The sequence below is a fragment of the Streptomyces sp. WAC07094 genome, from assembly GCF_036320405.1.
Classification (GTDB): Bacteria; Actinomycetota; Actinomycetes; order Streptomycetales; family Streptomycetaceae; genus Streptomyces; species Streptomyces lannensis.
Genome location: NZ_JAVMJZ010000001.1, coordinates 8,333,886 through 8,358,125, shown reverse-complemented (window position 1 = coordinate 8,358,125; position 24,240 = coordinate 8,333,886). Strand labels below are relative to the sequence as shown.

The following is a 24,240-nucleotide window of genomic DNA, read 5'->3' as shown; positions in this document are numbered from 1 at the left end:
GCCGCCATCCGGGTTCCGATCCACGGCGCAGTACCGGTGGCAATTTTCCTCGCGCACGCGAACCAGGTGGCCGCGTTCGAGGCGGCGAGCGCGTGGCTCAACGACACTCTCGCGTCCGGGTCGACATCGACGGTGAACCGACTGCGCAGAGTCTCGCGGTGGAGAAGGTGAGGATCACACATCACTTCGTGTTGAGAAATCCGCGGAAGCCGGCACGAAGACCCGGCGCCGTGGGTGTTCCGGGCGGTCGGAACCGCCCGGAACACCCATGATCGCCCTCGAAGACGCCCCGATGGACGTCGGTGTGCATACCTGCTCGGGCACCCGCGCCCAACTCACGACCGGTGGGCGCCACTTCACCCCGCGCGGCGGGCGAACTCCCATGGGTCGTGCGCGCAGAAGACGTCGACCTGGTCGCTGTGGTCGCGAACAAGTTCACGCAGCCGGGCCTGGGTTCCGAGCCTCAGGTCGCGGTGCACCTGCGAGCGTGACTGGACGATGTCGAGAAGCGGGTGCGATTCCTTCGGTTCACCGATTTCACGATGGTAGTAGTAGGCGTCACCGCAGTGGAGAAGCCATCGGTCACCGTTGTGCACGGCCACCCCGGTGTGGCCTGCGGTGTGACCACCCAGGGGGATCAGCTTGATCTCCTGCGGCAGCCCTGTCGGTTGCACCGCGGTGAAGCCGTACCACCGCTCATCGGATTCGTGCTGGTAGGTGACCCACTTGGGTCCATGGGCCCAGTGGGCCGGGCGGTAGCGGTAGCTGGGCGCCTCGGCGGACGCCGCGTCGAGTTCGGCTGCCATGACGTGGACCTGGGCGTCGGGGAAGTCGGGAAGACCGCCGCTGTGGTCCACGTCCAGGTGGGTCACGATGATGTGCCGCACGTCCGAGGGTGCGTGTCCGAGTCGGGTGATCTGCCGGACGGCCGTCTCCTCCTCGGCGAGGACGGGTTGGGTCAGCTCCACCCAATCGGTCCCCAGCGTGCCGTCCGGATCCCGGATGTCACCGAGGCCCAGGCCCGTCTCGACCAGGACCAGGCCGTCGGTGTCGGTCTCCACGAGCAGGCAGTGGTTCACGGCGGGTGCGGGTTGCGGGCCGTCGTAGGTGGCCTCGACGGTCCGAACCGATCCGCAGTTCAAGTGACGGATTTCCATGGCGAGTAGGCTGCGACTTGAACCGCGATTCAAGTCAAGGGGGGCCGTGATGGACGAGCCGTTGCTGGACATCTCCGAGGTGGCCCGTCGGTCCGGGCTGGCGCCCTCGGCGCTGCGGTTCTATGAGCGGAAGGGCCTGATCGCCGCGGCGGGACGCAACGGCCTTCGCCGTACGTATCACCCTGAAGTGCTGCAGCAGTTGGGGCTGATCACGTGTGCGCGCGGCGCCGGCTTCTCGGTCGCCGAGATCGGCCGTTTCCTGGTGGCGCGGCCGTCGGACGGGGACCTGCGTGACCGTATGGCGGCCAAGGCCCGCGATCTCGACCAGCGGATCGTCCGGCTCACACGGTTGCGCGACAGCCTCCGGCACGCGGCCGTCTGCGATCACGAGCCGATCGTGGACTGTCCGGACTTCAAGCGAGCCGTCGGCACTGTGTCCGCACCGGCCACCGAGTCGGCCCAGTCCTGGTCTTGGACACCGCCGGGGAGACGGAGGCCTAGATGATCAATTCCAAGGGGTCAGTGATCGTACGAGGTGAGCGAGCGGAGGGTGGCTTGTCCGGTGCGGTCGTTGTGCCAGATCACGGTAGTCAGCGCGGGGATGCGCTGCATGACGCGGGCGATGACGCCGCGGGGTGTGCGCCCTCGGTGCTGTTCAAGGTCGAGTTGTCCTTTGAAGGTCTCGTTGATCGACTCGATGACTTGTCCCAACGGTTTGATCAGGGATCCGCCGGGCCGTTGCCGTTCGCCCTTGCGGGTCGGTCGTAGCAACTGGATGCCCTGCTGGGTAAGTTCGCGTTCGAAGTCGCGGCCGAAGTAGTTCTTGTCGCCGATCAGTGCCTGGCCGGAGCGGGCGGCGACCAAGTGCGGTTCGGTCGCAAGCAGGTCCAGCAGGGTCTCGCGTTCGTCGGCCTTGGCCCCGGTCAGAGCGAAGACGACGGGCAGACCTTGGAGAGTGCATATCAGGTGCAGGCGCAGGCCCCGGAAGAAGCTGCTGTGGCTGGCGCAGTATCCGTACTGGGCCCATCCGGCCAGGTCGGAGCGTTTCTCGGTCTCCCGTGAGTGGCCGCATTCCACGGGCGTGGAGTCCACGATCCATTGATCACCCAGTGGTGAGGAAGTCTGTGAACGACAGCGAGAGGGCGCCGTACAGCGCCGGAGCCTGGGCCGTTGGTTGGGTCACCTTCCTGGGATCCGGCTATGCGGCCTCCGTGCTGCTGAGCAATGCCTGGCATGACTGCGACATCGGTATCAACGCCTCAGCCAATCTCGGGGACCTCGTCATGGCATCGACCTCTATGGCCATGGCCTCCACGTTGCTGTGGGGGCTCATGCGCAAGGTCACCGGCCGTCGCCAGTTGCTGCTTCCCCTACTCATGACCGTTGCCGCAGCCGCCGCCCTACTGTGGCCCTTAATGGCGATCTGGCACGCGCCTGACGGTTATCCGGTCAGCTTCTGTGTGCCCGACAACGTGCCACCGTGGTGGCCGGACTGGCTTCCAGTGTGAGGCAGGAGGCCATTGCCTGGCCCGCAACGGCGTCTGCGTCGGCGATGGTGCACAACGACCGCACAGAAGAAGCCACCCTCTGCCCGCTCACGCCATACGATCACTGACCCCTTGGAATTGATCATCTAGGTGACGCGTCCGGCCGACTAGTCGCGGACGAGGGCGTGGGCAGTCCACCGCGCACCCGCCGCCGGGTCGCGAGCGTTCCCGAGGACCGGGCTCGGTCAGGTGGAGGGCGCTTCCGCGTCGTGCGTCGGCCGGCCGGGTACCGGGCCGGCCTGCGCGATGAGGAGAGCCACGTCGTCGTGGTCGTCCGGATGCCGGAGCGCCTGCAGAAGCCAGTCGCAGGTCTCCCCCATCGGCCGGCGAGGGCCGTCGAGAGTGTGGACCAGGGTGTCCAGACGCTCGTCGATGGGGTCGTGCCGGGTCTCGACGAGTCCGTCGGTGTAGAGGACGAGCCGGTCGCCGGGGTTGAGTGCGAACGTCGTGGTGTCGAACGGGACTCCGCCGACACCGAGGGGCGCCCCGGTGGGCAGGTCGAGCAGTTCGGGATGGCGGCGGTCGCGGATGAGAACGGGCGGCATGTGTCCGGCGTTGGCGATGCGGCATTCACGACGGTGCGGGTCGTAGACCGCGTAGATGCATGTGGCGTACTGCTCGAGGCCGCGTGTGGTCTTGTCGAGGTGTCGGAGGACCTCGTCCGGGGTCATGTCGAGGTCGGCCAGTGTGCCGGTCGCGGTCCGCAGGCGGCCCATGTTCGCGGCGGCGTCGATTCCGTTGCCCATGACGTCGCCGATGACCAGGGCGGTCTTGTCGTCGGCCAGGGGTATGACGTCGTACCAGTCGCCGCCGACCTCGGCGGACGCTCCGGCGGGCTGGTAGTGGGAGACGACCTCCAGTCCGACGAGCTGTGGCGGATGCCCCGGAAGCAGGCTGCGCTGGAGGGTTTCGGCGGCGTTGCGGACGTTCTGGTGCCAGCGTGCGTTGTCGATGGATACGGCGGCACGGGCGGCGATCTCACCGGCGAGGATGGCGTCGTCCTCGTCGAACGGGAGGGGATTGCGGGCGCGCAGGAGTTCGAGTGCGCCGAGGACCTCGCTGCCGGCGATCAAGGGCACCGCCAGGTAGGAATGCAGTCCGGCACGGGCCAGGGCGGCGGCGCCGTCGGGGCTGCGGGCGATGCGCTGGAGATCGGCTTCCTCGACGCAGGGCACGAGAACGGCCTGTCTGGTGTGGACGCACCGGGTGATCAGGCGGTCCTCGCCGTACGTGGTCTGGTCACCCGGCTTCACACCGACGGTGACGTCGGTGGGATAGGCGGTTGCCACCGCCAGTGTGCGAAACAGCTCCGAACCCTCGTCCTGTGTTCCGTTGCTGCGGCGGAACGCCAGAACGGCATCGAGGACGTCCACTGCCGCCAGGTCGGCGAGATCGGGGACGGCGACCTCCGCCAGTTCCTGAGCGGTCTTCTCCACTTCCAGTCGCGTACCGACGCGGGCGGAGGCGTCGGCGATCAGAGACAGACGGCGCTGAGCACGCTCGGCCTTGATCGTGGCCCAGTGGCGCTCGCTGACGTCGACGATGGAGGTCGCCACGCCGATGATGCGTCCGCCGGATCCCTCGAGCCGGTGGAACGACACCGACCACGCGTGATCGTTGTCGGGGTCGGCCGGGGTGCGTCCGACGACGTACTGATCGATCACCGGGGTGCCCGTGTGGAGCACCCGGCGCATCACAAGCTCGATCGCCTCGGCGTCGAAGGACGGCAGCAGATCGCGGGTGCGGTGACCGATGTGGTCGGCGGCCGGCATCCCGTTGATGCGCTCCAGGGCCGGGTTGACCAGGACATAGCGCAGTTCGGTGTCCATCAGGGCGATGCCGATGGGGGCCTGCGACACCAGGCGCTCGGACAGGGCCAGGTCGGTCTCGACCTGCTGCAACGTGGTGTGATCGGCGGCGATGCCCAAGGCGTAGATCGCGCCGTTGTCGTCGAGGAGCCGCACATTGCGGAACTCCACCAGGCGGGTGGTGCCGTCCTTGCGCCGGATGGGAAACGCACCGGCCCAGCTCGCTCCGGTCTCCATCACCTCGGAGAACAGTTTGATCACGAGTTCGATGTGTTCCTCGTGAACCATTATCTGGGCCGCGTACTGCCCCAGAGCCTCTTCTGCGGTGTAACCGAACACCTCTTCGGCCTGTGGGCTCCACAGCACGCACCGCCCTCGATCGTCCAGGACGACCGCGGCGACGCTGAGCAGATCGAGAAGCCCTCCCGGCGGCGACGGAACCGCCGAACGGTCCCGCTCTTCGTCCTGGCGCCGCTCCTCTGCGCCCATCCGCGAATGCTCCCTCCTGCCGGAGCCCGGGGGCCTTACCTGCTGAGAGTTTCTTCCATGTTGCCCCCCGAATGCTGCGATGACGATCCAGGCTTGCGCCTTTCGTACCCCGGACACCCTGCCCCACCTGGGGTCCCGCTCCGGTCTCCGGTGCCCCGCTCCGGCGCGCGGCAGCCGATCGAATCGAGTTCCCTGCCGGCCTCGTCCTCCGGTCGGCCGGCCGTCTTCAGCCCTCCACCGCGACCCGGACGCCGGCGCCGATCGCCTGCACGATCGGATGAGGGACGACCCCGGCAGCGTCGCGAGCAGGGTGGATGGTCCACTTTCTCACTTCCGCGGACGCGTCGTACAGCCCATTGCGTGCCACTCCTGCAACAGGCTTCCCCGAGTCGAGCCCGGACGGACGCTTGACGCCTACAGAAATTTCGCCGCCACACCGCCGCACGGAGCGTCTGCGTCGCCTCGTCGTCGGGCCGGAGTCGAAGGCACCCTGTACAGCGCGGTGTCGTGCTCGGGCCCGGGCGCCGAGCAGCGTCGAGCCCCGTCGCCATGCATGCGCGCGGCGGCGGGGCCCTGCCGCAGACACCCGTCTGTTGATCAATGAACCGTTCAGGAGGGCCCGAGGTCGTCCACCCTCTCGCCTTCCGCCTGGGACGGCTCGGTCCTTGGCACATCCGGGTGCAGGGCCGCACGCTCGGCCGGTTCGTCACGCTCGCCCTCGGCCTGGGACGGGGTGTGGGAGTACAGCCAGGCGTCTTCGTTCGAGGCACCGGTCTTCATGGTGGGCCTCCCTAGCTCGTTCACCTCCCATCCTCCTCCCTGGGGCACGGCAGGGCGATAGCAGCCGCCCGCCGATGCGTCCGGGCAGCCGCCGAGCAGGCGGGGTGGTGCCGAGCGGTAGCGGCCTCACCCCGCGCGACAGCCGCGCGGGGGCCCTGCGCTCGCCGCGCCGGGCGTCAGAGCGCGATCGACTTGTGCTCGACGTACTGGGTCAGGCCGACGGCACCGAACTCACGACCCACGCCGCTGGCCTTGTAGCCGCCGAACGGGGTGTCGAAGCCGATCGCCGCACCGTTGACGACGAACGTTCCCGTGCGGATGCGGCGGGCGACCGCCAGGCCGCGAGCGGTGTCGCGGGTCCACACACCACCGCCCAGCCCGTAGGGGGAGTCGTTGGCGATCCGTACGGCGTCGTCCTCGTCCTCGTAGGGGATGACCACGAGCACCGGTCCGAAGATCTCCTCCTGGGCGATGCGCATGGAGTTGTCGACGTCCGCGAAGACGGTCGGCCTGACGTAGTTGCCCTGCTCGAAGCCTTCCGGGGCACCGAGGCCGCCGACGACCGGACGGGCGCCCTCGTCCAGACCGGACTGGATGTAGTTCTGCACTCGTTCCTTCTGTACGGCGGTGACGAGCGGGCCGACGAAGTTGTCCGGGTCCGCGGGGTCACCGACGGTGACCTTCTCCGCGGCGGCCGCGATCGCGGAGACGAACTCTTCGTGGCGACTGCGCGGCACCAGCAGTCGTGTGTGGGCCACGCACGACTGCCCGTTGTTGACAAACGCCATGAACGGGGTGGCCTGGGCGACGGTCTCGAGGTCGGCGTCCTCCAGGACGATCGACGCGGACTTTCCGCCCCAGTTCCAGACTGACCCGCTTGAGCTGTTCACCGGCGAGCGACGCGATACGTCGTCCGGCCCGGGTGGAGCCGGTGAAAGCGATCTTGTCGACATCGGGGTGGATGACCAGATACTCGCTGGTCTCCCGATCCGCGGGCAGGATGCTGACGACCCCCTCGGGGAAACCGGCCTCGGAGAACAGCTCCCCCAGCATCAACCCGTCCAGTGGCGTCTCGGTCGCCACCTTCAGGACGACGGTGCAACCCGCCAGCAGCGCCGGGATCATCTTCGCCAGCGCGGACTGGTGGGGTGCGTTCCAGGGGATCACGGCGGCGACCACACCGACGGGCTCGCGCCGCAGCATGGTCTTGGCGCCGGTCGGTCCCACCGTCTCCTCTTCCCAGCCGAACCGATCGGCGGCCCGCAGATACGCGGCCGTCTGCTCGGCGACTGCGGTCTGCAGGGACTGGGTGAACCAGGCCGGCGTCCCGTTCTCCGCGGTGATCAGTGCGGCGATCTCGCCGGCGCGGGCGGCGTGCAGTTCGTCGAAGCGGGCCACCAGCGCGCGGCGCTCCTCGGGCCGCGTGGTCGGCCAGGGGCCCTTGTCGAAGGCCTTGCGGGCGGCGGCGACCGCCGCGTCGACGTCGGCGGGAGCCGCCTGGGCGGCATGGCCGACCAATGAGTTGTCGTGCGGGGAGCGGATCTCGATCCGCTCGTCGAGTGTGGGGGCGGCCCAGCGACCGCCTATGTACAACTGCTCGTAATTGATCATGACGCCTTCTGTTGAAACGCGGCCACCAGGTGCGGGCCGGTGGTGCGGATGAAAGAGGGGAAGCGGTGGGGCGACCGGTAGGTTCCGCAGGACCGCCCCGCATGTAAGTAGTTACCTACTTACGACGGTAGAACGGCCTGCGCGACTTTGCAAGTGGGTACCTACTTACTTAGAGTGCACCCATGGCACGCAACGCAGACGAGACCCGGCGCAAGATCCTGGAGGCAGCAACCGACGAGTTCGCCCAGTACGGCATCGCCGGCGCCCGGGTCGACCGCATCACCAAGGCCGCCGGGGTCAACAACGCCCTGCTCTACCGGTACTTCGGCAGCAAGGTCGACCTCTTCGACACCGTGTACAGCCGTCTGGTCACCGAGATCGTCAGCGCCGTCCCCCTGGACCCGACCGACCTTCCCGGCTACGCCGGGCGTCTGTACGACTACTACGAGGCACACCCCGACGTCGTGCGGCTGGCTGCCTGGCGGCAACTCGAGCGTCCCGAGCACGCGCTGCCTCAGGTCGTCCACGACGCCCAGAGGGAGAAGGTCGAACTGATCGCCCAGGCGCAGAAGGACGGCCTGGTGACCACGGCACTGCCCGCCGAGGAACTGCGCGACCTGATGATTCTGCTGTCCCTGAGCAACACCCCGCTCATCCCCGCCGTGGGCTCGGACATCGACCGTGAACGCCGCCGAGCCACCATCGTCGCCACGGCCAGCGCGATCCTGCGGGCCTGACTCTCGACTCCCTCTGCATCGGAGCCTCTTGTGAACGTCGTCGTATTCGGTGCGTCCGGCATGGTCGGACACGGCGTGCTGCGTGCCTGCCTGCTGGACCCCTCGGTCACTCGTGTCCTGGTGGTGGTCCGCAGTCCGCTCGGCATCACCCACCCCAAACTGCAGGAGATCGTCCATCACGACTTCACCGACCTGTCCGCCCTCACGGAGCAACTGACCGGGCTGGACGCCTGCTTCTACTGCCTGGGCATCTCCTCCGCCGGCCGCAGCGAAGCCGCCTACACCCGCATCACCCACGACTTCACCCTCGCCGCGGCCCTAGCCCTGTCCGCGAACAACCCCGGACTGACCTTCACCTACGTCTCCGGCGAAGGCACCGACAGCAGCGAGAGCGGCCGCACCATGTGGGCCCGCGTCAAGGGACGCACCGAGAACGCGCTGCTCGCCCTGCCGATGAACGCCTACATGTTCCGTCCGGGGTACATCCAGCCCATGCACGGAGCCGTCTCCAGGACACGCGCCTACCGCCTCGGTTACGCCCTCACGTCCTGGCTCTACCCGCTTCTGCGCCGTGTCGCCCCGGGACACACCACGACCACCGATCATCTCGGCCGCGCCATGCTCGCTCTCACCCGTCCGGGAACCACCGACAGTCGGATCCTCTACAGCCGGGACATCAACAGACTCGGCGCATGAGAAGTACGCCTACCCCTTGACGCGCCCGGGCAACGCCCCAAATATGACAGGTGATTCACTTCCCACTTCCGCTCCCGGGGGCGTGCATGTCCCACCTGTCCGACCTCTCGGGCCAGTTGCGGCACCAGGGCGACTCCGGCCGCACCGCGGTGCGTTGCGGCGACGAGTCGGTCAGCTACCGTGAGCTGGACGCCCACGCCGACGCCTGGGCGGCGTGGTTGCGAGAGCGGACCCGGCCGGGTGACCGGGTTGCCACGCTGTGCCGGTCGTCGATCGAGCAGATCGCCCTGCTGTACGGCTGCGCCCGTGCCGGCCGGGTGCTCATGCCGCTGTCGTACCGGCTGCGCCCACCGGAGTTGGCCGCGCTGGTCGCCGATGCGACGCCGGCACTGCTGTTGCACGACGCAGGGCATGGCGACCTCGCGGCCGACACCTTGCGCCGGTGCGCACATCGGCCGGTCCTGTCGCCGCTGGTTCAGCCCCGTGGTGCCGCAGAGGGATCCGGAGACGTCGATCCGGAAGGGACTGTCCTCCTGATCCACACCTCCGGGTCGAGCGGCAGGCCGCGGGGCGTGCCGCTGAGCCACCGCATGTGCGTCGCAACCGGCGAAGCGCTCGACGGTGTGGCCGCGCTCGGGCCGGACGACGTGGTGGTGCAGCTGCTGCCGCAGCACCACACGGGTGGCTGGACCGTGCTGCCGCTGCTCGCGCTGGCGCGGGGCGCCACATTGATCGTCGAGCCGGAGTTCGACGCGGACCGGGCGCTGCACCGACTCGCCGATGCCACCGTGACGATGGCGGTGCCCACGATGTACCGCATGATGGCCGACAGCGCCTCCTTCGGCACGGCCGATCTGTCGTCGCTCCGGCTCGCCGTGTGCGGTGGTGCGGCGCTGCCGGGGCAGCTCGCACGTATCTGGTGGGAGCGCGGTGTGCCGCTGTGCCAGGGCTACGGGCTGACCGAGGCGGGGCCGAACGTACTGTGCGTACCCCCCGGGTCCGTGGAGGCGTCGGCGGGGTGGACGGGTGTGCCTTACCAGGGCGTCGAGGTCGCGCTCGCGGGTGTGGCCGCCGGGCCCGGCACGGGAGAGCTTCTGGTACGGGGCCCGGCCGTGTTCGGCGGCTACTGGGGAGGACCCCCGCATCATGGCTGGCTGCACACCGGCGACCTGGCCGAGCGCGACGAACGCGGCTGGTACCGCATCGTGGGCAGACTGGACGACGGTTACGTCTCCGGCGGGGAGAACGTGACGGCCGCCGAGGTGGAACGTGTCCTGTGCACGCACCCGGCGGTGGTCGACGCCACGGTCGTGGGCATACCGGACAAGCGATGGGGCGAGGTCGGTGTCGCGTTCGTGGTGGCACGGTCCACGGTCGACGAGGAGGGCCTGCGGGCCTGGTGCAGGGAGCGCCTGGCCGGTTTCAAGGTGCCGGCGCGGGTGTCCGTCGTGGAGAGCCTGCCCACCACCGGCCTCGGCAAGGTGCGCCGGGATGTGCTGCGCGAGATGGCAAGGGAGGCACGATGAGCACCACGGCCGACCGCAGCCGCCGGCTCGGCGCGAAGGGCAACCGTACGCGCCAGCGCATCCTCGACGCGGCCGAGGCGGTGTTCGTGGAACTGGGATACCACGACGCGTCGATCGTGAAGATCACGGAGGCGGCCGGGGTCGCGCAGGGAACGTTCTACATCTACTTCCCCGGCAAGCGGGAGCTGTTCGAGGAACTGGTCGACGACCTCAACCGCCGGGTACGACAGGCGATGACCACGGCGTCCGAGTCGGGCGGCTCGCGGCTCGCCGCCGAACGAGCCGGGTTCGCCGCCTACTTCGCGTTCGTCGCCGAGCATCCCGGGCTCTACCGGATCATGCGGCAGGCCGAGTTCGTGGCACCTCACCAGCTTCGTCAGCACTACGACCGGATCGTCTCCGGGTACACCAAGCGGTTGCGCGCCGCGATGGACTCGGGTGAGATCCCGCCCGGCGAACCGGAATTGATGGCCTGGGCACTGATGGGTCTCGGCGAGATGGTCGGCATGCGATGGGTGCTCTGGCACGACAACGAGCCGGTCCCCGAGAAGGTACTGGCCGACACGGCCTCGGTCGTGGCACGGATCCTCGGAGTGCAGGAGTGAGGGCGCCGGAGGGGACCGCACGCGACCTCTCACTGCCTGACGGGCATGACCCGAATTCAGCGTGCGGCACCGATCGGGTTCGGGTGCCGTCCGAGGTCCCGCGCCCTGCGGCCCATCATCGAAGATCGTGGAGTTGAAGATGCGAACCGATCCCAGCAGTTGGAGCTTCGCCGACCGGCCCGAGTTCTCCCCCGCAGTTCTGCGCCCGCGCCGTCCGGACGCCGCACACATCAGCGGCACCACCGACCTGAGCGGCGACGGGAGTGCCCGATGACCGCGTACCGGCGGATGTCCGTGCCACTGACGGACGGTGAGCTGACCGTCGGGGTGTGGGGCAGTGGCAGCCGGGCCGTGCTGGCCGTCCATGGCATCACCTCTTCGCACCAGGCCTGGCGACTCGTGGCCGAGCGACTGCCCGAGGACACCCTGCTCATCGCGCCGGACCTCCGGGGACGGGGTGACAGCGCCGCGTTGCCCGGCCCGTACGGGATGGCACGGCACGCCGACGACTGTGCGGCCGTTCTGGACGCCCTCGGATGTGCCGACGCGGTGGTCGCCGGGCACTCGATGGGGGGCTTCGTCGCTCTGGTGCTCGCCGACCGCCATCCGCAACGGGTGCAGCGGCTGATTCTCGTGGACGGCGGCCCGCCGCTGCCGCTGCCGCCGGGCGAGACGCCCGAGGAGCAGCTCGCCGCCGTCATCGGTCCCGCCGCCGCACGGCTGACCATGCGCTTCCACGACCGCGAGGCCTACCGCGACCACTGGCACGCGCACCCGGCGTTCGCCGACTGGTCTCCGGCCGTGGAGGCCTACGTGGACTACGACCTGACGGGCGAGCCGGGCGAACTGCGCAGCAAGGCCTCGGCCGACGCGGTCAGGGACGACTCGGTCGACCTGTACACCGGTGGCGCCGCTGCCGGAGCATGGGCCCGGCTGCGGCACGAAGTGCAGTTTCTGCGCGCCGAGTTCGGGATGCTGGGTGCCCTGCCGGGCCTCTACCAGGACCCGGCACCCATCGCAGCCCGGATGCCGGTGCGCACCGTCGACGGCAGCAACCACTACACGATCCTGCTCGGTACGCACGGCGCCGCCTCGGTCGCCGAAACCCTGTAACCAGAAAGGCATCTGCATGCGTATGCGTCGCTTATGGATGGTCATGGTCGCGGCGGTGCTCGGCGCGCTGATGGCGCCGGCCCCCGCCCACGCGGCCGTACCCTCCTACCTCTCCCTGGAGGCCACCTACTCCAGTGTCGCCAACGGCTGGTCCACCGTGGAGCGGTACCTGGACACCACGCCGGGCTTCACTCAGGAGAGCTACCCGCCGGACGGTCGCGGTGACCAGGACGGACAGCGTCTGACGTACTTCGACAACGTCAAACGACCGTTCTCCGGGAGGTTCCTGCTCTACCACGCACCCGGCTGGAACTCGAACCCGAAGGCCACACCCGTCCTGCTGGTGCACGGCGCCAATGACAACCCGGACCGGGCGTGGGCCGATCCCGGCGAGTCCGGCGGTTTCGGCTGCGGTGCCCTGAGCTGCCCGAGCACCGGAATGGTGCAGTACCTCTCACACGCCGGGTACCGGGTGTTCGCCATCGGGTTCGCGCACAAGGAGGGCGACAACCTGATGCAGGCCCAGGAGGTCGGCGACGCGGTCGCGATCATCAAGGCCAAACTGGGCGTGTCCAGCGTCGATCTTGTCGGCTGGAGCAAGGGCGAGATGTCCGCGCGGATGTACGTGTCGTCGGTCAAGCCCAGCTGGGGCCGTGCCTACGCCGGTGACGTACGCAAGCTCATCACGCTCGGCGGCCCCAACGCAGGCTACGACTACCCCTTCGCACACGGCTGGGCGCACGACCTCTCGATCTGGCCGGAGTGCGGCGGCAGTGTCAACTCCCCCGCGCCGCACACGTACATGACGTGCTACGGCGTCTACGCCCACCATCCGGAGTTCTCGTTCGTGCCGAGCGGAGGGTACGACTGCTATCCGGGGCAGCGGCAGATGCTGGCACGTTTCGACGGCACCTACGGCATCGACCAGACCCAACAGGACTGGTACACCACGTACTACGGCGGCCAGGGCTTCTACACCTCCGGTCCCGGCATCCAGGCCGCGATCAACGCCGGTTCGCTGATCTCACGGATCCAGCAGGCGGGAGTTCCGGCATCGGTGCAGACGTATCTGCTGGCGGGGGGATCCCCCACGGTCGTCGGTATCTACAACGAGAACCGCGGCCCCAGCGACGGAGTGGTGTTCCAAAGCAGCGCGCTGTCCAGGACAGGCATCGGCACGGTGGCCGGCACCGCACTGGTGGCCGGCGCCAACCATCTCGAACTCGGCTGGTACCCCGCCGTCGAGTCACAGGTCGCAAGCTGGCTCGGCTGAGAGAGGAACCAGAATGACCACCTTGCTGCCCGGCGTGAGCGCACGCCGGATCACCACCAAGAGACTGACCGTCAATGTGCTGGAGGTGGACGGACGAACCGGCACACCGGTCGTGTTCGTCCACGGCAATGTGTCCTCGAGTCTGTTCTGGCAGACGACGATGCTCGCCCTGCCGGACGGCTTCCGCCCGCTGGCGGTGGATCTGCGCGGCTTCGGTGCCACCGACCCCGAACCGGTGGACGCCACCCGTGGACTGTCCGACTACGCGGACGACCTCGCCGCACTGGTGTCCGCCATGGACATCGCCCCCGCTCACCTGGTCGGCTGGAGCATGGGTGGTGGTGTGCTGCTGCAGTACCTGCTGGACGAGCCGACGGCGATCGCCTCACTGACCCTGGTGAACCCCGTCTCGCCGTTCGGTTTCGGCGGCACCCGCGGCATCGAGGGCGCACTGAGCCATCCGAGCGGCGCGGGCTCCGGCGCGGGCGGTGCCAACCCGGACTTCACACAGCGGCTGGCCGCCGGCGACACCGGGGAGGAGTCCCCTCTGTCCCCGCGCCAGGTCCTGCTCGCGCACTACGTCAAACCGCCCTTCGTACCGGAGCATCTGGACACGCTGGTCGCCTCCATGTTGTCCACACGCACCGGGGACGACCACTATCCGGGCACCGTCGCCACCACGGAGGCATGGCCCGGCATCGCCCCCGGAGACCGTGGCGTGCTGAACACCATGGCGCCGGTCCACTTCCGGATCCCCGATCTGTCCTCGGTCGACCCCAAGCCGCCCGTGCTCTGGCTTCGCGGCGCCGACGACGTCATCGTCTCGGACACCTCCCTGTACGACCTTGCCTATCTGGGGTCGATCGGTGCGGTGCCCGGCTGGCCGGGTGCGGAGGTGTTCCCGCCGCAGCCGATGGTGTCGCAGACGCGCGCGGTCCTCGACACCTACGGCAACTACCGTGAAGTGGTGATCCCCGACTCCGGCCACGGACCGCATCTGGACCGGCCCGACGCCTTCCGCGTCGCACTCGTCGAGCATCTCGACTCGGCCGGCTGACGCACCCGTACCGCGTTCAGGAGTGCGGCCGCCGCACACCCGGCTCAAAGGCCACCATCGGCAATGTGGTGCGACACAACGGAACAGGCACTGCCCCGGTCCCTCACCGGACCGGGGCACGGGGTTTGGGCGACCTCGCCTGCCGCACCGCCGCGGACAGCTGTGGTGAGATGAGATGTGATCACTCGTGACACCCCACACCGGTCACGGGCCTCCCGGCCGGGGTATGTGGCCGCGGCGGGCGTCTTCGCGGTGGGCATGATGGGCACCACCCTGCCGACACCGCTTTACGGCTTGTACCGCGATGAGCTCGGCTTCTCCGAACTGATCGTGACCGTGGTGTTCGCCGTCTACGCGCTGGGCGTGATCAGCGCACTGCTGATCGCCGGCAACTTCTCCGACGTGGTGGGACGACGTCCCGTCCTCTTCCTCGCGATCGGCCTGTCAGCGCTCAGCGCGGTGTGCTTCCTGTCCGAGGCCGGTCTGCCACTGCTGTACGTCGGCCGGGTGCTGTCCGGTTTCTCCGCGGGCCTGTTCAGCGGCACCGGCACCGCCGCCGTCCTCGAACTCGCTCCCGGGGAACGACGGGCCCGCGCCGGATTCGCGGCGACGGCCGCCAACATGGGCGGCCTCGGCCTCGGCCCCCTGGTCGCCGGCCTCCTCGCCGAGTACACCCCCTGGCCGCTCACGCTGCCCTTCGCCGTCCACCTGGCGCTACTGGCGGTGGCGTTCGCGATGACCCGCCTGCTCCCGGAGACGGTGCACCACAGCGGCCCCCGGCCCCCGCTGCGGCTACAGGGCTTGAAGATCCCGCCCGAGGTGCGTGGCGTGTTCGCGCCGTGTGCTCTCACGGCCTTCGCCGGCTTCGCGGTGCTCGGCCTGTTCACGGCGGTCGCCCCCGACTTCCTCGCCAAGACACTCGGCGAGCACAATCTGGCGGTGGTCGGGGCCGTCGTCTTCTCGCTGTTCTGCGCCTCCACGAGCGGACAACTGCTCATGACACGCGTGGGCACCCGTAACGCACTTCCGTTGGGATGCCTCATCCTCGTCGTAGGCCTTTTCCTGGTGGGAGCCTCCCTCCTGGCGCAGTCATTGCCGGTGCTCGTCGTGGGGGCCGTGATCGCGGGCGTGGGACAGGGCATGGCGTTCCGGGCGGGCCTGACCGCGGTGAGTTCCGCGGCCCCGGACATGCATCGCGGTGCCACCATCTCCGCGTTCTTCGTCGTCGCCTATGTGGGGATCTCGCTTCCCGTGGTCGGAGTCGGCGCGCTGACCAGGGCGTTGGGAGTGGCGGACGCCGGCCTGGTGCTCGCGGGGTGCGTGATCCTGCTCGTCGCCGCGGTGGGCGCCCACTTGTGGCGGCGGCCGCCCGCGGTCGTGTGAGCGTGACGACGTCCTGGCACCGGGTGCGACCCTTCTGGCTGCGTGCCGCAGCTCGCCACCCACGCTCCCCGATGCCCAGCCCTCGGCTCATAGCCCGCGACGGCTGCCGTGAATCCGGTCGGGACTCCGGCTACTTGCGGTTGTACAGCCGCATCGTCACGGGACCGAAGACGAGCAGGAACAGCCCCGCCCAGCCCAGCGACCAGGCGACTTCGCCGGCCGGCCAGTCGCCCGCCATCAGCCCGCGCACTGCGGCCGCCAGATGGGTGATCGGGCTGTTGTTGACGAAGGCCTGCAGCCAGCCCGGCATGGTCCTGGGGTCGACGAAGACGTTGGACAGGAAGGTGAGCGGGAAGATCACCATCATGCTCACGCTCATCACCGACTTCTCGGTGCGCAGCATCAGCCCGAACATGGTCCAGATCCAGGAGAACGCGAAGGAGAAGACGAGCAGCAGCGCGATCCCGGCGAGCACGCCCCCGATGCCGCCGTCGGGTCGGTAGCCGAGGGCCAGACCGACGGTGAGCATGACGGCGGACGCGATCGTGTAGCGCAGGGCGTCGCCGAGCAGATAGCCGACCATCGCCGACGGCCGCCAGATCGGCAGTGAGCGGAATCGGTCGAAGACACCCTTCTCGATGTCGATGTTCACGGAGACTCCCGTGTACATCGTGATCATCACGACCGACATCACCAGGATGCCCGGCAGTACGAACTGGATGTACTCGCTGGGCGACCCTGCCAGCGCACCGCCGAAGAGGTAGGTGAACATCAGCAGGTTCATGATGGGGAACGCGGTGACGTCGAAGAGTTGTTCGGGCACGTGCTTGATCTTGAGGATCGCGCGCCATCCGAACGTCAGCGACGTCGACAGGGAACTGGGCCGCGGGGGCCGCTCCTTGGTGACCAGGAGGGCGGCCAGCGACTCCGTCCTGACCGGGGCGAGTTCCTTGCCGTCTTCGGTGCTCGTGACCGTGGTCATGCCGCCACCTCGTCCTTTGTGTCGTGCCCGGTCAGGGCGAGGAACACCTCGTCCAGGCTGGGCTGCCCCAGGGAGAAGTTGTCGACGGTGATCCCTGCCCTGGACAGTTCCGCCAGGGCCTGGGCGGCTCGGTCGGCCGCGCCGTCGCCGGGCTCCGCGGCCAGGCGGGCGGTCAGCGCCACCGGATCGGGCTCCAGTTGCACCTCGGCCGCCAGCACCGTCCGCAGCACCTGGTGCGCCTCGGCCCGCTGGTCCGGGTCCCGCAGCCGCAGATGTACGGACCCGGCTCCCACGGACGCCTTCAGTTCGCCCTTGGTGCCCTCGGCGATGACCCTGCCCTTGTCGATGACGGCGATCCGCGACGCCAACTGATCTGCCTCGTCCAGGTACTGAGTGGTGAGCAGCACGGTCGTGCCCTGGGCGACGACCGCGCGCACGATGTCCCAGACCTGGTTGCGGCTCCGTGGGTCGAGACCCGTCGTCGGCTCGTCCAGGAAGAGAAGATCGGGCGTGCTCAGGATGGACGCGGCGATGTCGATGCGGCGTCGCATGCCGCCCGAGTAGTGCTTGACCTGTTTCGCGGCCGCGTCCATGAGCCCGAAGGTCTCCAGCAGCTGCCCCGCACGGTTTTGTGCGGCCTTCTTGCCGTGCCCGAGAAGGCGGCCGAGCAGGACCAGGTTCTCGGTGCCGGTGAGGTCCTCGTCCACCGATGCGTACTGCCCGGTGAGGCTCACCCGGCCGCGTACCTCGTCGGCCTCGCGCACGACGTCATGGCCGAAGACGTGGGCTTCACCGCCGTCCGGCCTGAGGAGAGTGGCGAGCATCTTGACCGTGGTGGTCTTGCCCGCCCCGTTGGGGCCGAGGACTCCGTAGACCGTGCCGGCGGGGACCGCGAGGTCCACTCCGTCCACGGCTCTCGTCTCACCGAACGTCTTCACCAGGCCTGCGGTCTCCACCGCCAGGCCGGATGCCTGCGTCTTCATGCTTGGGTCCTTCCGCGTGCTTGGGCTACGCATGGGGAGACCTTTACCTTCGCCCAAACTCATCGCCGTCGCACAGGTTTTTTCGACGGCACGGCCGAACGGGTGACGACGGGCGCTTGTCGCACCGGAGCGAAACGATGCGCACACACGCCCCGCGGCGCTTCCTGGATGCCGGCGAAGGCCACGTCGGCGGGCTCTCGGAATCCAGGGCGCGGCCACCGCCTCACCCGATCGGCCCGTCCGGCGAACCCGTCCTGCGCGCGACCGATCGCCGTACGTGCCTCTACGGCCGCCGGGAATGGGCCATGGGCCGGCCGCGGCGACCGCCTCGTCGGACGACTGACGGGTATGGAGCCGCGGCGGAGCGGGCAACCATAAAACATGACAAACCTGGGCCTTCCAGACGCCGTGCGCGCATGCCTGTTCGACCTGGACGGGGTGTTGACCAAGACCGCAGTGGTGCACGCCGCCGCCTGGCAGGAGACCTTCGACGACTTCCTCCGGCGCCGGGAAGGCCCGGGATTCCGGCCGTTCGATCCGGTCGCCGACTACGACGAATACGTCGACGGGCGGCCACGCGCCGACGGGGTCCGGTCCTTCCTCGCCTCGCGGGGCATCGAACTCCCCGAGGGGGCGGAGGACGACCCTCCGGAACGGGACACCGTGCACGGTCTGGGCGCCCGCAAAAACGGCCTGCTGCTGGAGAAGATCCATACACAGGGCGTCGAGGCCTACCCGGGCTCCGTCCGCTACGTGGAGGCGGTCCGCGCGGCCGGTCTCGCCACGGCCGTCGTCTCCTCCAGCGCCAACTGCCGCGACATCCTCGTGTCGGTGGGCATCGAGGACCGGTTCGACGTCCGGATCGACGGAGTGGTCGCCGCGGAGCGCAGCCTCCCCGGCAAGCCGCATCCGGACACCTTTCTGGCCGCCGCCACCGATCTCGGCGTCGAACCGGCCGCCGCGGCCGTCTTCGAGGACGCCCTGGCCGGCATGGACGCCGGACGGGCGGGCCACTTCGCCTACGTCGTGGGCGTCGACCGAGTGGGCCAGGCGGACGCCCTACGCCGACACGGCGCCGACACCGTGGTCGACGACCTGGCCGAACTGCTCGAGGAGCGCCCGTGATCAGCCATCCGGCCTACAGCGTCGAGCCCTGGTGCGTCCGTGAGACCGGCCTGCACTGGGACGTCCTGGCCCAGAGCGAATCCGTGTTCGCCCTGTCCAACGGCCACATCGGCTGGCGGGGCAACCTCGAGGAGGGTGAGCCGCACGGACTGCCCGGCTGCTACCTCAACGGCGTCCACGAGGTGCATCCACTCCCCTACGCCGAAGCCGGATACGGCTACCCCGAGTCCGGTCAGACGGTCATCAACGTCACCAACGGCAAGCTGGTCCGGCTCCTGGTCGACGACGAACAGTTCGACCTGCGCTACGGCCGACTGCTCTCACACGAACGCATGCTCGACCTGCGAGCCGGGGTCCTGCACCGGGTGTGCGAGTGGGCCTCGCCCGCAGGCAAGAGGATCCGCCTGCGCTCCTCCCGCCTGGTCTCCTTCACCCATCGTGCCGTCGCGGCCATCGCCTACGAGGTGGAGCCACTGGACGAGGAGGTCCGCCTCGTCGTCCAGTCGGAACTCGTGGCGAACGAGCCCTTGCCGCACCCGGAGGGCGATCCGCGGGTCGCGGCAGCCCTCCAATGCCCTCTCCGGGGCGAGGAGCACTACAACAACGGTGCTCGCCTGCGCCTGATCCACCAGACCGAGCGCAGCGGTCTGCGCGTCGCCGCGGCAGCCGACCACAACGTCCTGGGCCCGGAGCCCATCGAGTCGGCCGGCGAAAGCTCCGCCGACGTCGCTCGGTTCACCATCATCACCGACCTCAAGCCCGGGGAGACGCTCCGGCTGGAAAAGATGGTCTCCTACGGCTGGTCCCAGATCCGCTCGGTGCCCTCGCTGCGGGACCAGGTGGAAGCCGCGCTCGCCGGCGCCCGCAGCGTCGGCTGGCAGGGCCTGCTCGACCAGCAGCGCGCCTTTCTCGACGAATTCTGGGAGCACGCCGATGTCGAGGTCGACGGCGACCCGCAGATCCAGCAGGCCGTCCGATTCGCACTCTTCCACGTCCTGCAGGCGGCCGCCCGGGCCGAGCAGCGGGCGATCCCGGCCAAGGGCCTGACCGGTTCGGGATACGACGGGCACTCCTTCTGGGACACGGAGACCTTCGTCCTCCCCGTGCTCACCTTCACACACCCCCGCAGCGTCACGGCGGCGCTGCAGTGGCGCCAGGACACCCTGCCCACGGCCCGTGCCCGGGCCCGCCAGCTGGGCCTGCCGGGCGCCGCCTTCCCCTGGCGCACCATCGACGGGGCGGAGTGCTCCGGCTACTGGCTGGCCGGAGCCGCCGCCGTCCATATCAACGCCGACATCGCCCATGCCGTACTGCGCTATGTCTCGGTCTCCGGCGACCGGGACTTCGAGCGCGAGACAGGCGTGGAACTGCTGGTGGAGACGGCCAGATTGTGGACGGGCCTCGGCTACCACGACTCCCAGGGGCACTTCCACATCGACGGCGTCACCGGCCCGGACGAGTACAGCGCCCTGTCGGACGACAACACGTTCACCAACCTCATGGCGCAGGCCAACCTGCAGGCCGCCGCCGACTCCGCCGAACGTCACGCCGTGAAGGCCGACGAACTCGGGGTGGGCACGGAGGAGATCGCCGCCTGGCGCGAAGCGGCCAAGGCCATGGCCGTGCCCCACAACAGCGCACTGGGCATCCACGAGCAGTCGGCGGGCTTCACCCGCCACGAGGCGTGGGACTTCTCCCGCACCCGCCCCGAGGACTACCCGCTCATGCTGCACTATCCGTACAGCGAGTTGTACCGCAAGCAAGTGATCAAACAAGCGGACCTCGTACTGGCGATGTACCTGCGCGGCGACGCCTTCGACGACGCCCACAAAGCGCGGAACTTCGCCTACTACGAGCCGCTGACCGTGCGGGACTCCTCGCTGTCCGCGTGCGTCCAGGCAGTCATCGCCGCCGAGGTGGGCCATCTGCGCCTGGCCTACGACTACCTGTGCGAGGCGGCACTGATGGATCTGGACGACCTGGAGAAGAACACCCGCGACGGATTGCACATCGCCTCACTGGCGGGTTCGTGGATCGCGCTGGTCTCCGGGTTCGGTGGCATGCGCCACCACTACGAGTCCCTGTACTTCGCGCCCCGGCTGCCCGAGGCGCTCGACCGGCTCGCCTTCTCCGTCAACGTCCGCGGCCGGTGCCTGCGTGTCGAGATCACGAAGTCCGAGACCACGTACACCCTCGTGGGCGGGGAATCCCTTCGGATCGTTCACCACGGAGAGTCGGTGGACCTCACCCCCGACGCCCCGCAGGTCCGGCCGATCAAGGCGACGGCCCCCTTGCCGGAACCCTCACAGCCCCCTGGTCGCCGCCCCGAGCGCGCCGAGTGAGCGGGTAACGCGGAAGGGCGCGTGGTATTCACGCGCCCGGTACGGCCTTTCCGGTGACGGTGGGTGCGGTGCCTCGGCCTCGCAGACCGCGCAGGATCTTCGCCTCGGTGCTGAGATAGCCGGTGCCGTAGTCGAAGCGCTCGGCGTCGGCGAAGGTCAGGTAGAGCCACTTGAAGTTCTCGGCGAAGACGTACGCAGGGCAGTAGTCGCCCTTCGGCATGGGCCGCCTCGTCACGTCCGTCACGACGGTGTAGCCGCCCGGCACCCGCTGGAACGTCTTCTGGCTCTGGAAGTAGCGCCAGGCGGCGGCCCGGTAGACGGGGTCCCCGGTCCGCCAGTACAGGTCGAACGCACTGTTGGCGTACTCCGGGCGCAACGCGTTGCCGGGCGTCAGCACGCTCAGGCGGCGGTAGTCGATCTCCTCGGGGAGCACGAGGTACTTCTCCTGGACCGCCGTCCAGGACCGGTGGTAGTCGGCGGCCAGCGCCTCGTCGCCGCCGACCGACAGGACGCAGGCGGCCAGGCAGGACTGGCGCCGCCCCAGCAGGGCTCCGGTGCGGAAGTCGACCTGCTTGAACCAGAGCAGACCACCCGTCCTCTCCGCGAGGTGCTTCCTGAGGGAGGCGTCGAAGATGCGGAACCAGTTCAGGCAGTCGGTGTCACCGAACATCGCCCAGCCACCCCAGAGGTACTCGTAGAACGAGTCCGCCGGCGGGTTGGGACCGATGTCCGCGCGATCGAGCCAGCGGCCGGTCTCCACGTCCATGGTGGTACCGACCAGATCGAGGGAGGAGCGGCGCTCCACGACGGCGGCGAGTGCGCGCTTGGCCGCGCGGAAGTAGCGGGGGTCGCCGGTGACCTGCGACAGGACGCCGAACTCCAGAATGTTGGTGCCGATCTCCGCGAGCGGCACCTTGGAGCCCGACACGGCGCCGGTCCGCAGATTGACCCGCCGGTAGGGCATGCCGGTGGGTGACTTGGTGAAGGCGGGCAGCAGCCGGTCCGCCAGGTCCACGCACAGCGCCAGCAGCTGTCGGTCATCGGTGGCGAGGTAGCCGGCGAGCAGCCCTCCCACCAGGCGGATGATCGCTTCAAAGACGTGGAAGTCGGTGTCCAGGTCGAAGTCCAGCCGGGCCCGGATCCACTGAACGCAGCGGTCGACCTCGTCGTCCAGGCCCATCACGTAGTGCGTGTCGAGGGCTTCGACGATGGACAGGCCCACGGGATGACGGCCTGAGAAGAATTCACGGTAGCCGCCCGAGACGGGCAGCACCTCGTCATGCCCCCAGGCGTACTTGCGATAGCCGTTCCAGGCGTGCAGGAACTCGGCCCGGATCTCCTGCGCCTTCTCCGGGTCCGCGGGCCCGATCCGGGAGGCGGGCGGCGTGCCCGGCCGCGCGCCCGAGACCTGTGCGGAGACATTGCCGGCACGCAACGGCGAGCCCAGTGCGGCGACGGCGGCGGTCCCTCCGACGGCCGACACGGCGCGCAGCACACCACGACGTACGACGCCGTTGACACGAGGCAGGCCGGGGTGCGTCATGGTGCGAAGCCTTCCAGACCGTAGTGGATCAGACGGAACGGCCCATTATGTTGGCCCGCGCGCATCGAGCCGCAGCAGCCACGCCGCTGATCAGCCGCGCAGAAGCACGTGCGGTCACGCATGGCGGCACCCCCGCCCCGCGACCCGGCGGGCCAGGACCCGCTCGTCATGAAGGAACAGGGCCAGCCCCATGACCAGCAGCACGGACATCACCCAGACGGCGTGGGTGCCGAGGACCGCGGTGAGCCAGGCGCCACCCACCGCTCCCAGGAGGAACCCACAGATCACAGCAGCGAACCGACGCGCCCGGTGCGCCGCCGCGCTGTCCCGCTCCATGACGGCCAGGAAGGCGCTCTGCATCACGGTCCGCAGGTTCCCCGTGGTCATCGTGGTGTTGTACGCCGTGTCGACCAGTGTGCGAAAGCTCGTGACCTGCACCGATGCGACAAACGCGATCAGCACGGTCACCAGGGTGTCCGGTGCGCGGCCCGGGATGAACCCGACGCCGATCAGCACGAGGATCTCCAGGGCGAGGGCGCTTCGGGCGGGCCGGCGTACCACCGCCACCACGCGCGGCCGCCGCAGGGACTCGGCGACGACAACGCCCACAAGGAAGGCGAGAACCGGAGGCACGTGCTGCAGGGCCTGCCACCACTGCCGCTTTGCGGCTTCGACGCCCAGCAGAACGATGTTGCCGGTCTGGGCGTTGGCGAACACTCCGTCCCGGCTGACGAACGTGTACGCGTCCAGCGATCCGCCCACCACGGCCAGCAGTACTCCGAGTCGCACGCTGAAGGAGGTGGGCAGAGCCTGCTCCATCGACCCCGGCTCCGGCTCCTCGGCCGTCGTCGGCGTGCGCGGCGGTGTCGGGTCGGGCATCTTCGCGTTCCTCACTGGCACGGGTGGATCCCTCAGCGACCCCTGCGGGGTCTTCCATGATCCTTCCGATGCCAGGTCCGGGCAATTCGCCGCCGCTCGACACCCCACCGCGATGTTCCGAGCATGCCGTCCACGCCGGTGCGGGGTGCGAGGGGCAGCCCTGAGCCGCGGAGGCCTCAGATGTCCGAGTCGATTCCGGTGATCACCGCCGGGCCGAGGGGTGCGCTGCTCTCGTCCAGCCCTGCGGCGCGCAGGGCGGAGTCGGCGAGGTGCCGGGCGTTCTCTTCCGCATGAGGGCCGCTCTCCGCCTCGACGGTCAGACGAATGGTGAAGGTGTTGTCCTCATTGACGCTCAGCACGTCCAGATCCTCTTCGTTCCCCAGCTGGGTCCGTCGTGGATCGGCCGGACGCAGTGCTCGTGCCAGCTCGGCTCGCCGCCCGGCCGCGAGCGAGTCGGTGAAGGTGCCGGGCACGGAGATCACGTACGTGGTCATGTCGCTCCTTGGTCGAGGTGTCACCTCGGGTACCCCGGATCCCGGCCCGGGGCACCCCTCCCCGGCGCGCGGTGGTCCGGTCTGTGGGGCGCCGCGGTGCCGCGAACGCC

At 69.1% G+C, this 24,240-nt stretch carries 21 protein-coding genes and 2 pseudogenes; 13 read left to right on the top strand and 10 right to left on the bottom strand.

Annotation, left to right across the window (positions count from 1 at the left end; genetic code table 11):
• Positions 1-356: 356 nt before the first annotated feature.
• Positions 357-1,157 (bottom strand): MBL fold metallo-hydrolase, encoded by an 801-nt coding sequence (locus RCR19_RS37525; RefSeq protein ID WP_331269203.1) that lies wholly within the window; start codon positions 1,155-1,157, stop codon positions 357-359.
• 49 nt (positions 1,158-1,206) lie between these two features.
• Here RCR19_RS37525 and RCR19_RS37520 point away from each other — a divergent pair, with 49 nt between their 5' ends.
• Positions 1,207-1,662: a MerR family transcriptional regulator gene (locus RCR19_RS37520; RefSeq protein WP_331269202.1), complete on the top strand. Its 456-nt coding sequence runs from the start codon at positions 1,207-1,209 to the stop codon at positions 1,660-1,662.
• 14 nt (positions 1,663-1,676) lie between these two features.
• On the opposite strand, the pseudogene RCR19_RS37515 reads toward RCR19_RS37520, so the two are convergent.
• Positions 1,677-2,261: pseudogene (locus RCR19_RS37515) on the bottom strand (transposase); the annotation flags it as partial.
• Positions 2,262-2,281: 20 nt separating this feature from the next.
• Between RCR19_RS37515 and RCR19_RS37510 the strand changes: the two are divergent.
• A complete protein-coding gene (locus RCR19_RS37510) occupies positions 2,282-2,665 on the top strand; it encodes a hypothetical protein (protein ID WP_331269201.1) in 384 nt (127 codons plus the stop codon).
• A 224-nt stretch (positions 2,666-2,889) separates the two neighbouring features.
• Here RCR19_RS37510 and RCR19_RS37505 read toward each other — a convergent pair whose 3' ends face one another.
• The 3 genes and pseudogenes from RCR19_RS37505 to RCR19_RS37495 all read right to left on the bottom strand — a co-directional run bounded on the left by RCR19_RS37505 (position 2,890) and on the right by RCR19_RS37495 (position 7,392).
• Positions 2,890-5,001: a SpoIIE family protein phosphatase gene (locus RCR19_RS37505; protein ID WP_331269200.1), complete on the bottom strand. Its 2,112-nt coding sequence runs from the start codon at positions 4,999-5,001 to the stop codon at positions 2,890-2,892.
• Positions 5,002-5,610: 609 nt separating this feature from the next.
• Complete coding sequence (locus tag RCR19_RS37500; protein WP_331269199.1) at positions 5,611-5,781, bottom strand: hypothetical protein; 171 nt, start codon at positions 5,779-5,781, stop codon at positions 5,611-5,613.
• A gap of 176 nt (positions 5,782-5,957) precedes the next feature.
• Positions 5,958-7,392 (bottom strand): annotated as a pseudogene (locus tag RCR19_RS37495) (aldehyde dehydrogenase).
• Positions 7,393-7,574: 182 nt separating this feature from the next.
• Between RCR19_RS37495 and RCR19_RS37490 the strand changes: the two are divergent.
• The 9 genes from RCR19_RS37490 (at position 7,575) to RCR19_RS37450 (ending at position 15,782) form a co-directional block, all read left to right on the top strand.
• Positions 7,575-8,129 (top strand): TetR family transcriptional regulator, encoded by a 555-nt coding sequence (locus tag RCR19_RS37490; protein ID WP_331269198.1) that lies wholly within the window; start codon positions 7,575-7,577, stop codon positions 8,127-8,129.
• Between the two features lie 30 nt (positions 8,130-8,159).
• Entirely contained in the window at positions 8,160-8,825 is a 666-nt protein-coding gene (locus RCR19_RS37485; protein ID WP_331269197.1) for an NAD-dependent epimerase/dehydratase family protein, read from the top strand.
• An 86-nt stretch (positions 8,826-8,911) separates the two neighbouring features.
• On the top strand, positions 8,912-10,351 hold the full coding sequence (locus RCR19_RS37480) for an AMP-binding protein (RefSeq protein ID WP_331269196.1): 1,440 nt from the start codon (positions 8,912-8,914) through the stop codon (positions 10,349-10,351).
• Complete coding sequence (locus tag RCR19_RS37475) at positions 10,348-10,956, top strand: TetR/AcrR family transcriptional regulator (RefSeq protein WP_331269195.1); 609 nt, start codon at positions 10,348-10,350, stop codon at positions 10,954-10,956. Before RCR19_RS37480 ends, RCR19_RS37475 begins: the two co-directional genes overlap by 4 nt.
• Before the next feature lie 139 nt (positions 10,957-11,095).
• Entirely contained in the window at positions 11,096-11,230 is a 135-nt protein-coding gene (locus RCR19_RS37470) for a hypothetical protein (RefSeq protein ID WP_331269194.1), read from the top strand.
• Positions 11,227-12,069, top strand: a complete 843-nt coding sequence (locus RCR19_RS37465) for an alpha/beta hydrolase (protein WP_331269193.1) — start codon at positions 11,227-11,229, stop codon at positions 12,067-12,069. Before RCR19_RS37470 ends, RCR19_RS37465 begins: the two co-directional genes overlap by 4 nt.
• A 16-nt stretch (positions 12,070-12,085) precedes the next feature.
• Positions 12,086-13,342: a lipase gene (locus RCR19_RS37460; RefSeq protein WP_331269192.1), complete on the top strand. Its 1,257-nt coding sequence runs from the start codon at positions 12,086-12,088 to the stop codon at positions 13,340-13,342.
• Positions 13,343-13,355: 13 nt separating this feature from the next.
• Positions 13,356-14,399 (top strand): alpha/beta hydrolase, encoded by a 1,044-nt coding sequence (locus tag RCR19_RS37455; RefSeq protein WP_331269191.1) that lies wholly within the window; start codon positions 13,356-13,358, stop codon positions 14,397-14,399.
• Positions 14,400-14,579: 180 nt separating this feature from the next.
• Positions 14,580-15,782: an MFS transporter gene (locus tag RCR19_RS37450; protein WP_331269665.1), complete on the top strand. Its 1,203-nt coding sequence runs from the start codon at positions 14,580-14,582 to the stop codon at positions 15,780-15,782.
• A gap of 130 nt (positions 15,783-15,912) precedes the next feature.
• Here RCR19_RS37450 and RCR19_RS37445 read toward each other — a convergent pair whose 3' ends face one another.
• Entirely contained in the window at positions 15,913-16,764 is an 852-nt protein-coding gene (locus RCR19_RS37445; RefSeq protein WP_331269190.1) for an ABC transporter permease, read from the bottom strand.
• Positions 16,761-17,747 carry an ATP-binding cassette domain-containing protein gene (locus RCR19_RS37440; RefSeq protein WP_331269189.1) on the bottom strand — a complete coding sequence of 329 codons (987 nt, stop codon included), beginning with the start codon at positions 17,745-17,747 and terminating at the stop codon, positions 16,761-16,763. The genes RCR19_RS37445 and RCR19_RS37440 overlap by 4 nt, the downstream gene beginning before the upstream one ends.
• A gap of 381 nt (positions 17,748-18,128) precedes the next feature.
• Between RCR19_RS37440 and RCR19_RS37435 the strand changes: the two genes are divergently transcribed.
• Entirely contained in the window at positions 18,129-18,872 is a 744-nt protein-coding gene (locus tag RCR19_RS37435) for a beta-phosphoglucomutase family hydrolase (RefSeq protein ID WP_331269188.1), read from the top strand.
• Positions 18,869-21,214: a glycosyl hydrolase family 65 protein gene (locus tag RCR19_RS37430; protein ID WP_331269187.1), complete on the top strand. Its 2,346-nt coding sequence runs from the start codon at positions 18,869-18,871 to the stop codon at positions 21,212-21,214. Before RCR19_RS37435 ends, RCR19_RS37430 begins: the two co-directional genes overlap by 4 nt.
• A 28-nt stretch (positions 21,215-21,242) precedes the next feature.
• Here the strand turns inward: RCR19_RS37430 and RCR19_RS37425 are convergent, their stop codons facing one another.
• The 3 genes from RCR19_RS37425 to RCR19_RS37415 all read right to left on the bottom strand — a co-directional run bounded on the left by RCR19_RS37425 (position 21,243) and on the right by RCR19_RS37415 (position 24,130).
• Positions 21,243-22,757 carry a glycoside hydrolase family 47 protein gene (locus tag RCR19_RS37425; RefSeq protein ID WP_331269186.1) on the bottom strand — a complete coding sequence of 505 codons (1,515 nt, stop codon included), beginning with the start codon at positions 22,755-22,757 and terminating at the stop codon, positions 21,243-21,245.
• A gap of 114 nt (positions 22,758-22,871) precedes the next feature.
• Positions 22,872-23,636, bottom strand: coding sequence for a YoaK family protein (locus RCR19_RS37420; RefSeq protein ID WP_331269185.1), 765 nt, complete (start codon positions 23,634-23,636; stop codon positions 22,872-22,874).
• Between the two features lie 176 nt (positions 23,637-23,812).
• Positions 23,813-24,130 carry a hypothetical protein gene (locus RCR19_RS37415; protein WP_331269184.1) on the bottom strand — a complete coding sequence of 106 codons (318 nt, stop codon included), beginning with the start codon at positions 24,128-24,130 and terminating at the stop codon, positions 23,813-23,815.
• Between the last annotated feature and the right edge of the window lie 110 nt (positions 24,131-24,240).

Excerpts from the sequence above, each read along its gene's own strand:
- RCR19_RS37500 (WP_331269199.1), bottom strand. The coding sequence starts at position 5,781 with ATGAAGACCGGTGCCTCGAACGAAGACGCCTGGCTGTACTCCCACACC.
- RCR19_RS37425 (WP_331269186.1), bottom strand. The coding sequence starts at position 22,757 with ATGACGCACCCCGGCCTGCCTCGTGTCAACGGCGTCGTACGTCGTGGT.
- RCR19_RS37470 (WP_331269194.1), top strand. The coding sequence starts at position 11,096 with ATGCGAACCGATCCCAGCAGTTGGAGCTTCGCCGACCGGCCCGAGTTC.
- RCR19_RS37440 (WP_331269189.1), bottom strand. The coding sequence starts at position 17,747 with ATGAAGACGCAGGCATCCGGCCTGGCGGTGGAGACCGCAGGCCTGGTG.
- RCR19_RS37465 (WP_331269193.1), top strand. The coding sequence starts at position 11,227 with ATGACCGCGTACCGGCGGATGTCCGTGCCACTGACGGACGGTGAGCTG.
- RCR19_RS37480 (WP_331269196.1), top strand. The coding sequence starts at position 8,912 with ATGTCCCACCTGTCCGACCTCTCGGGCCAGTTGCGGCACCAGGGCGAC.
- RCR19_RS37415 (WP_331269184.1), bottom strand. The coding sequence starts at position 24,130 with ATGACCACGTACGTGATCTCCGTGCCCGGCACCTTCACCGACTCGCTC.
- RCR19_RS37420 (WP_331269185.1), bottom strand. The coding sequence starts at position 23,636 with ATGCCCGACCCGACACCGCCGCGCACGCCGACGACGGCCGAGGAGCCG.
- RCR19_RS37505 (WP_331269200.1), bottom strand. The coding sequence starts at position 5,001 with ATGGGCGCAGAGGAGCGGCGCCAGGACGAAGAGCGGGACCGTTCGGCG.
- RCR19_RS37525 (WP_331269203.1), bottom strand. The coding sequence starts at position 1,157 with ATGGAAATCCGTCACTTGAACTGCGGATCGGTTCGGACCGTCGAGGCC.
- RCR19_RS37520 (WP_331269202.1), top strand. The coding sequence starts at position 1,207 with ATGGACGAGCCGTTGCTGGACATCTCCGAGGTGGCCCGTCGGTCCGGG.
- RCR19_RS37490 (WP_331269198.1), top strand. The coding sequence starts at position 7,575 with ATGGCACGCAACGCAGACGAGACCCGGCGCAAGATCCTGGAGGCAGCA.
- RCR19_RS37475 (WP_331269195.1), top strand. The coding sequence starts at position 10,348 with ATGAGCACCACGGCCGACCGCAGCCGCCGGCTCGGCGCGAAGGGCAAC.
- RCR19_RS37445 (WP_331269190.1), bottom strand. The coding sequence starts at position 16,764 with ATGACCACGGTCACGAGCACCGAAGACGGCAAGGAACTCGCCCCGGTC.
- RCR19_RS37455 (WP_331269191.1), top strand. The coding sequence starts at position 13,356 with ATGACCACCTTGCTGCCCGGCGTGAGCGCACGCCGGATCACCACCAAG.
- RCR19_RS37435 (WP_331269188.1), top strand. The coding sequence starts at position 18,129 with ATGACAAACCTGGGCCTTCCAGACGCCGTGCGCGCATGCCTGTTCGAC.
- RCR19_RS37460 (WP_331269192.1), top strand. The coding sequence starts at position 12,086 with ATGCGTATGCGTCGCTTATGGATGGTCATGGTCGCGGCGGTGCTCGGC.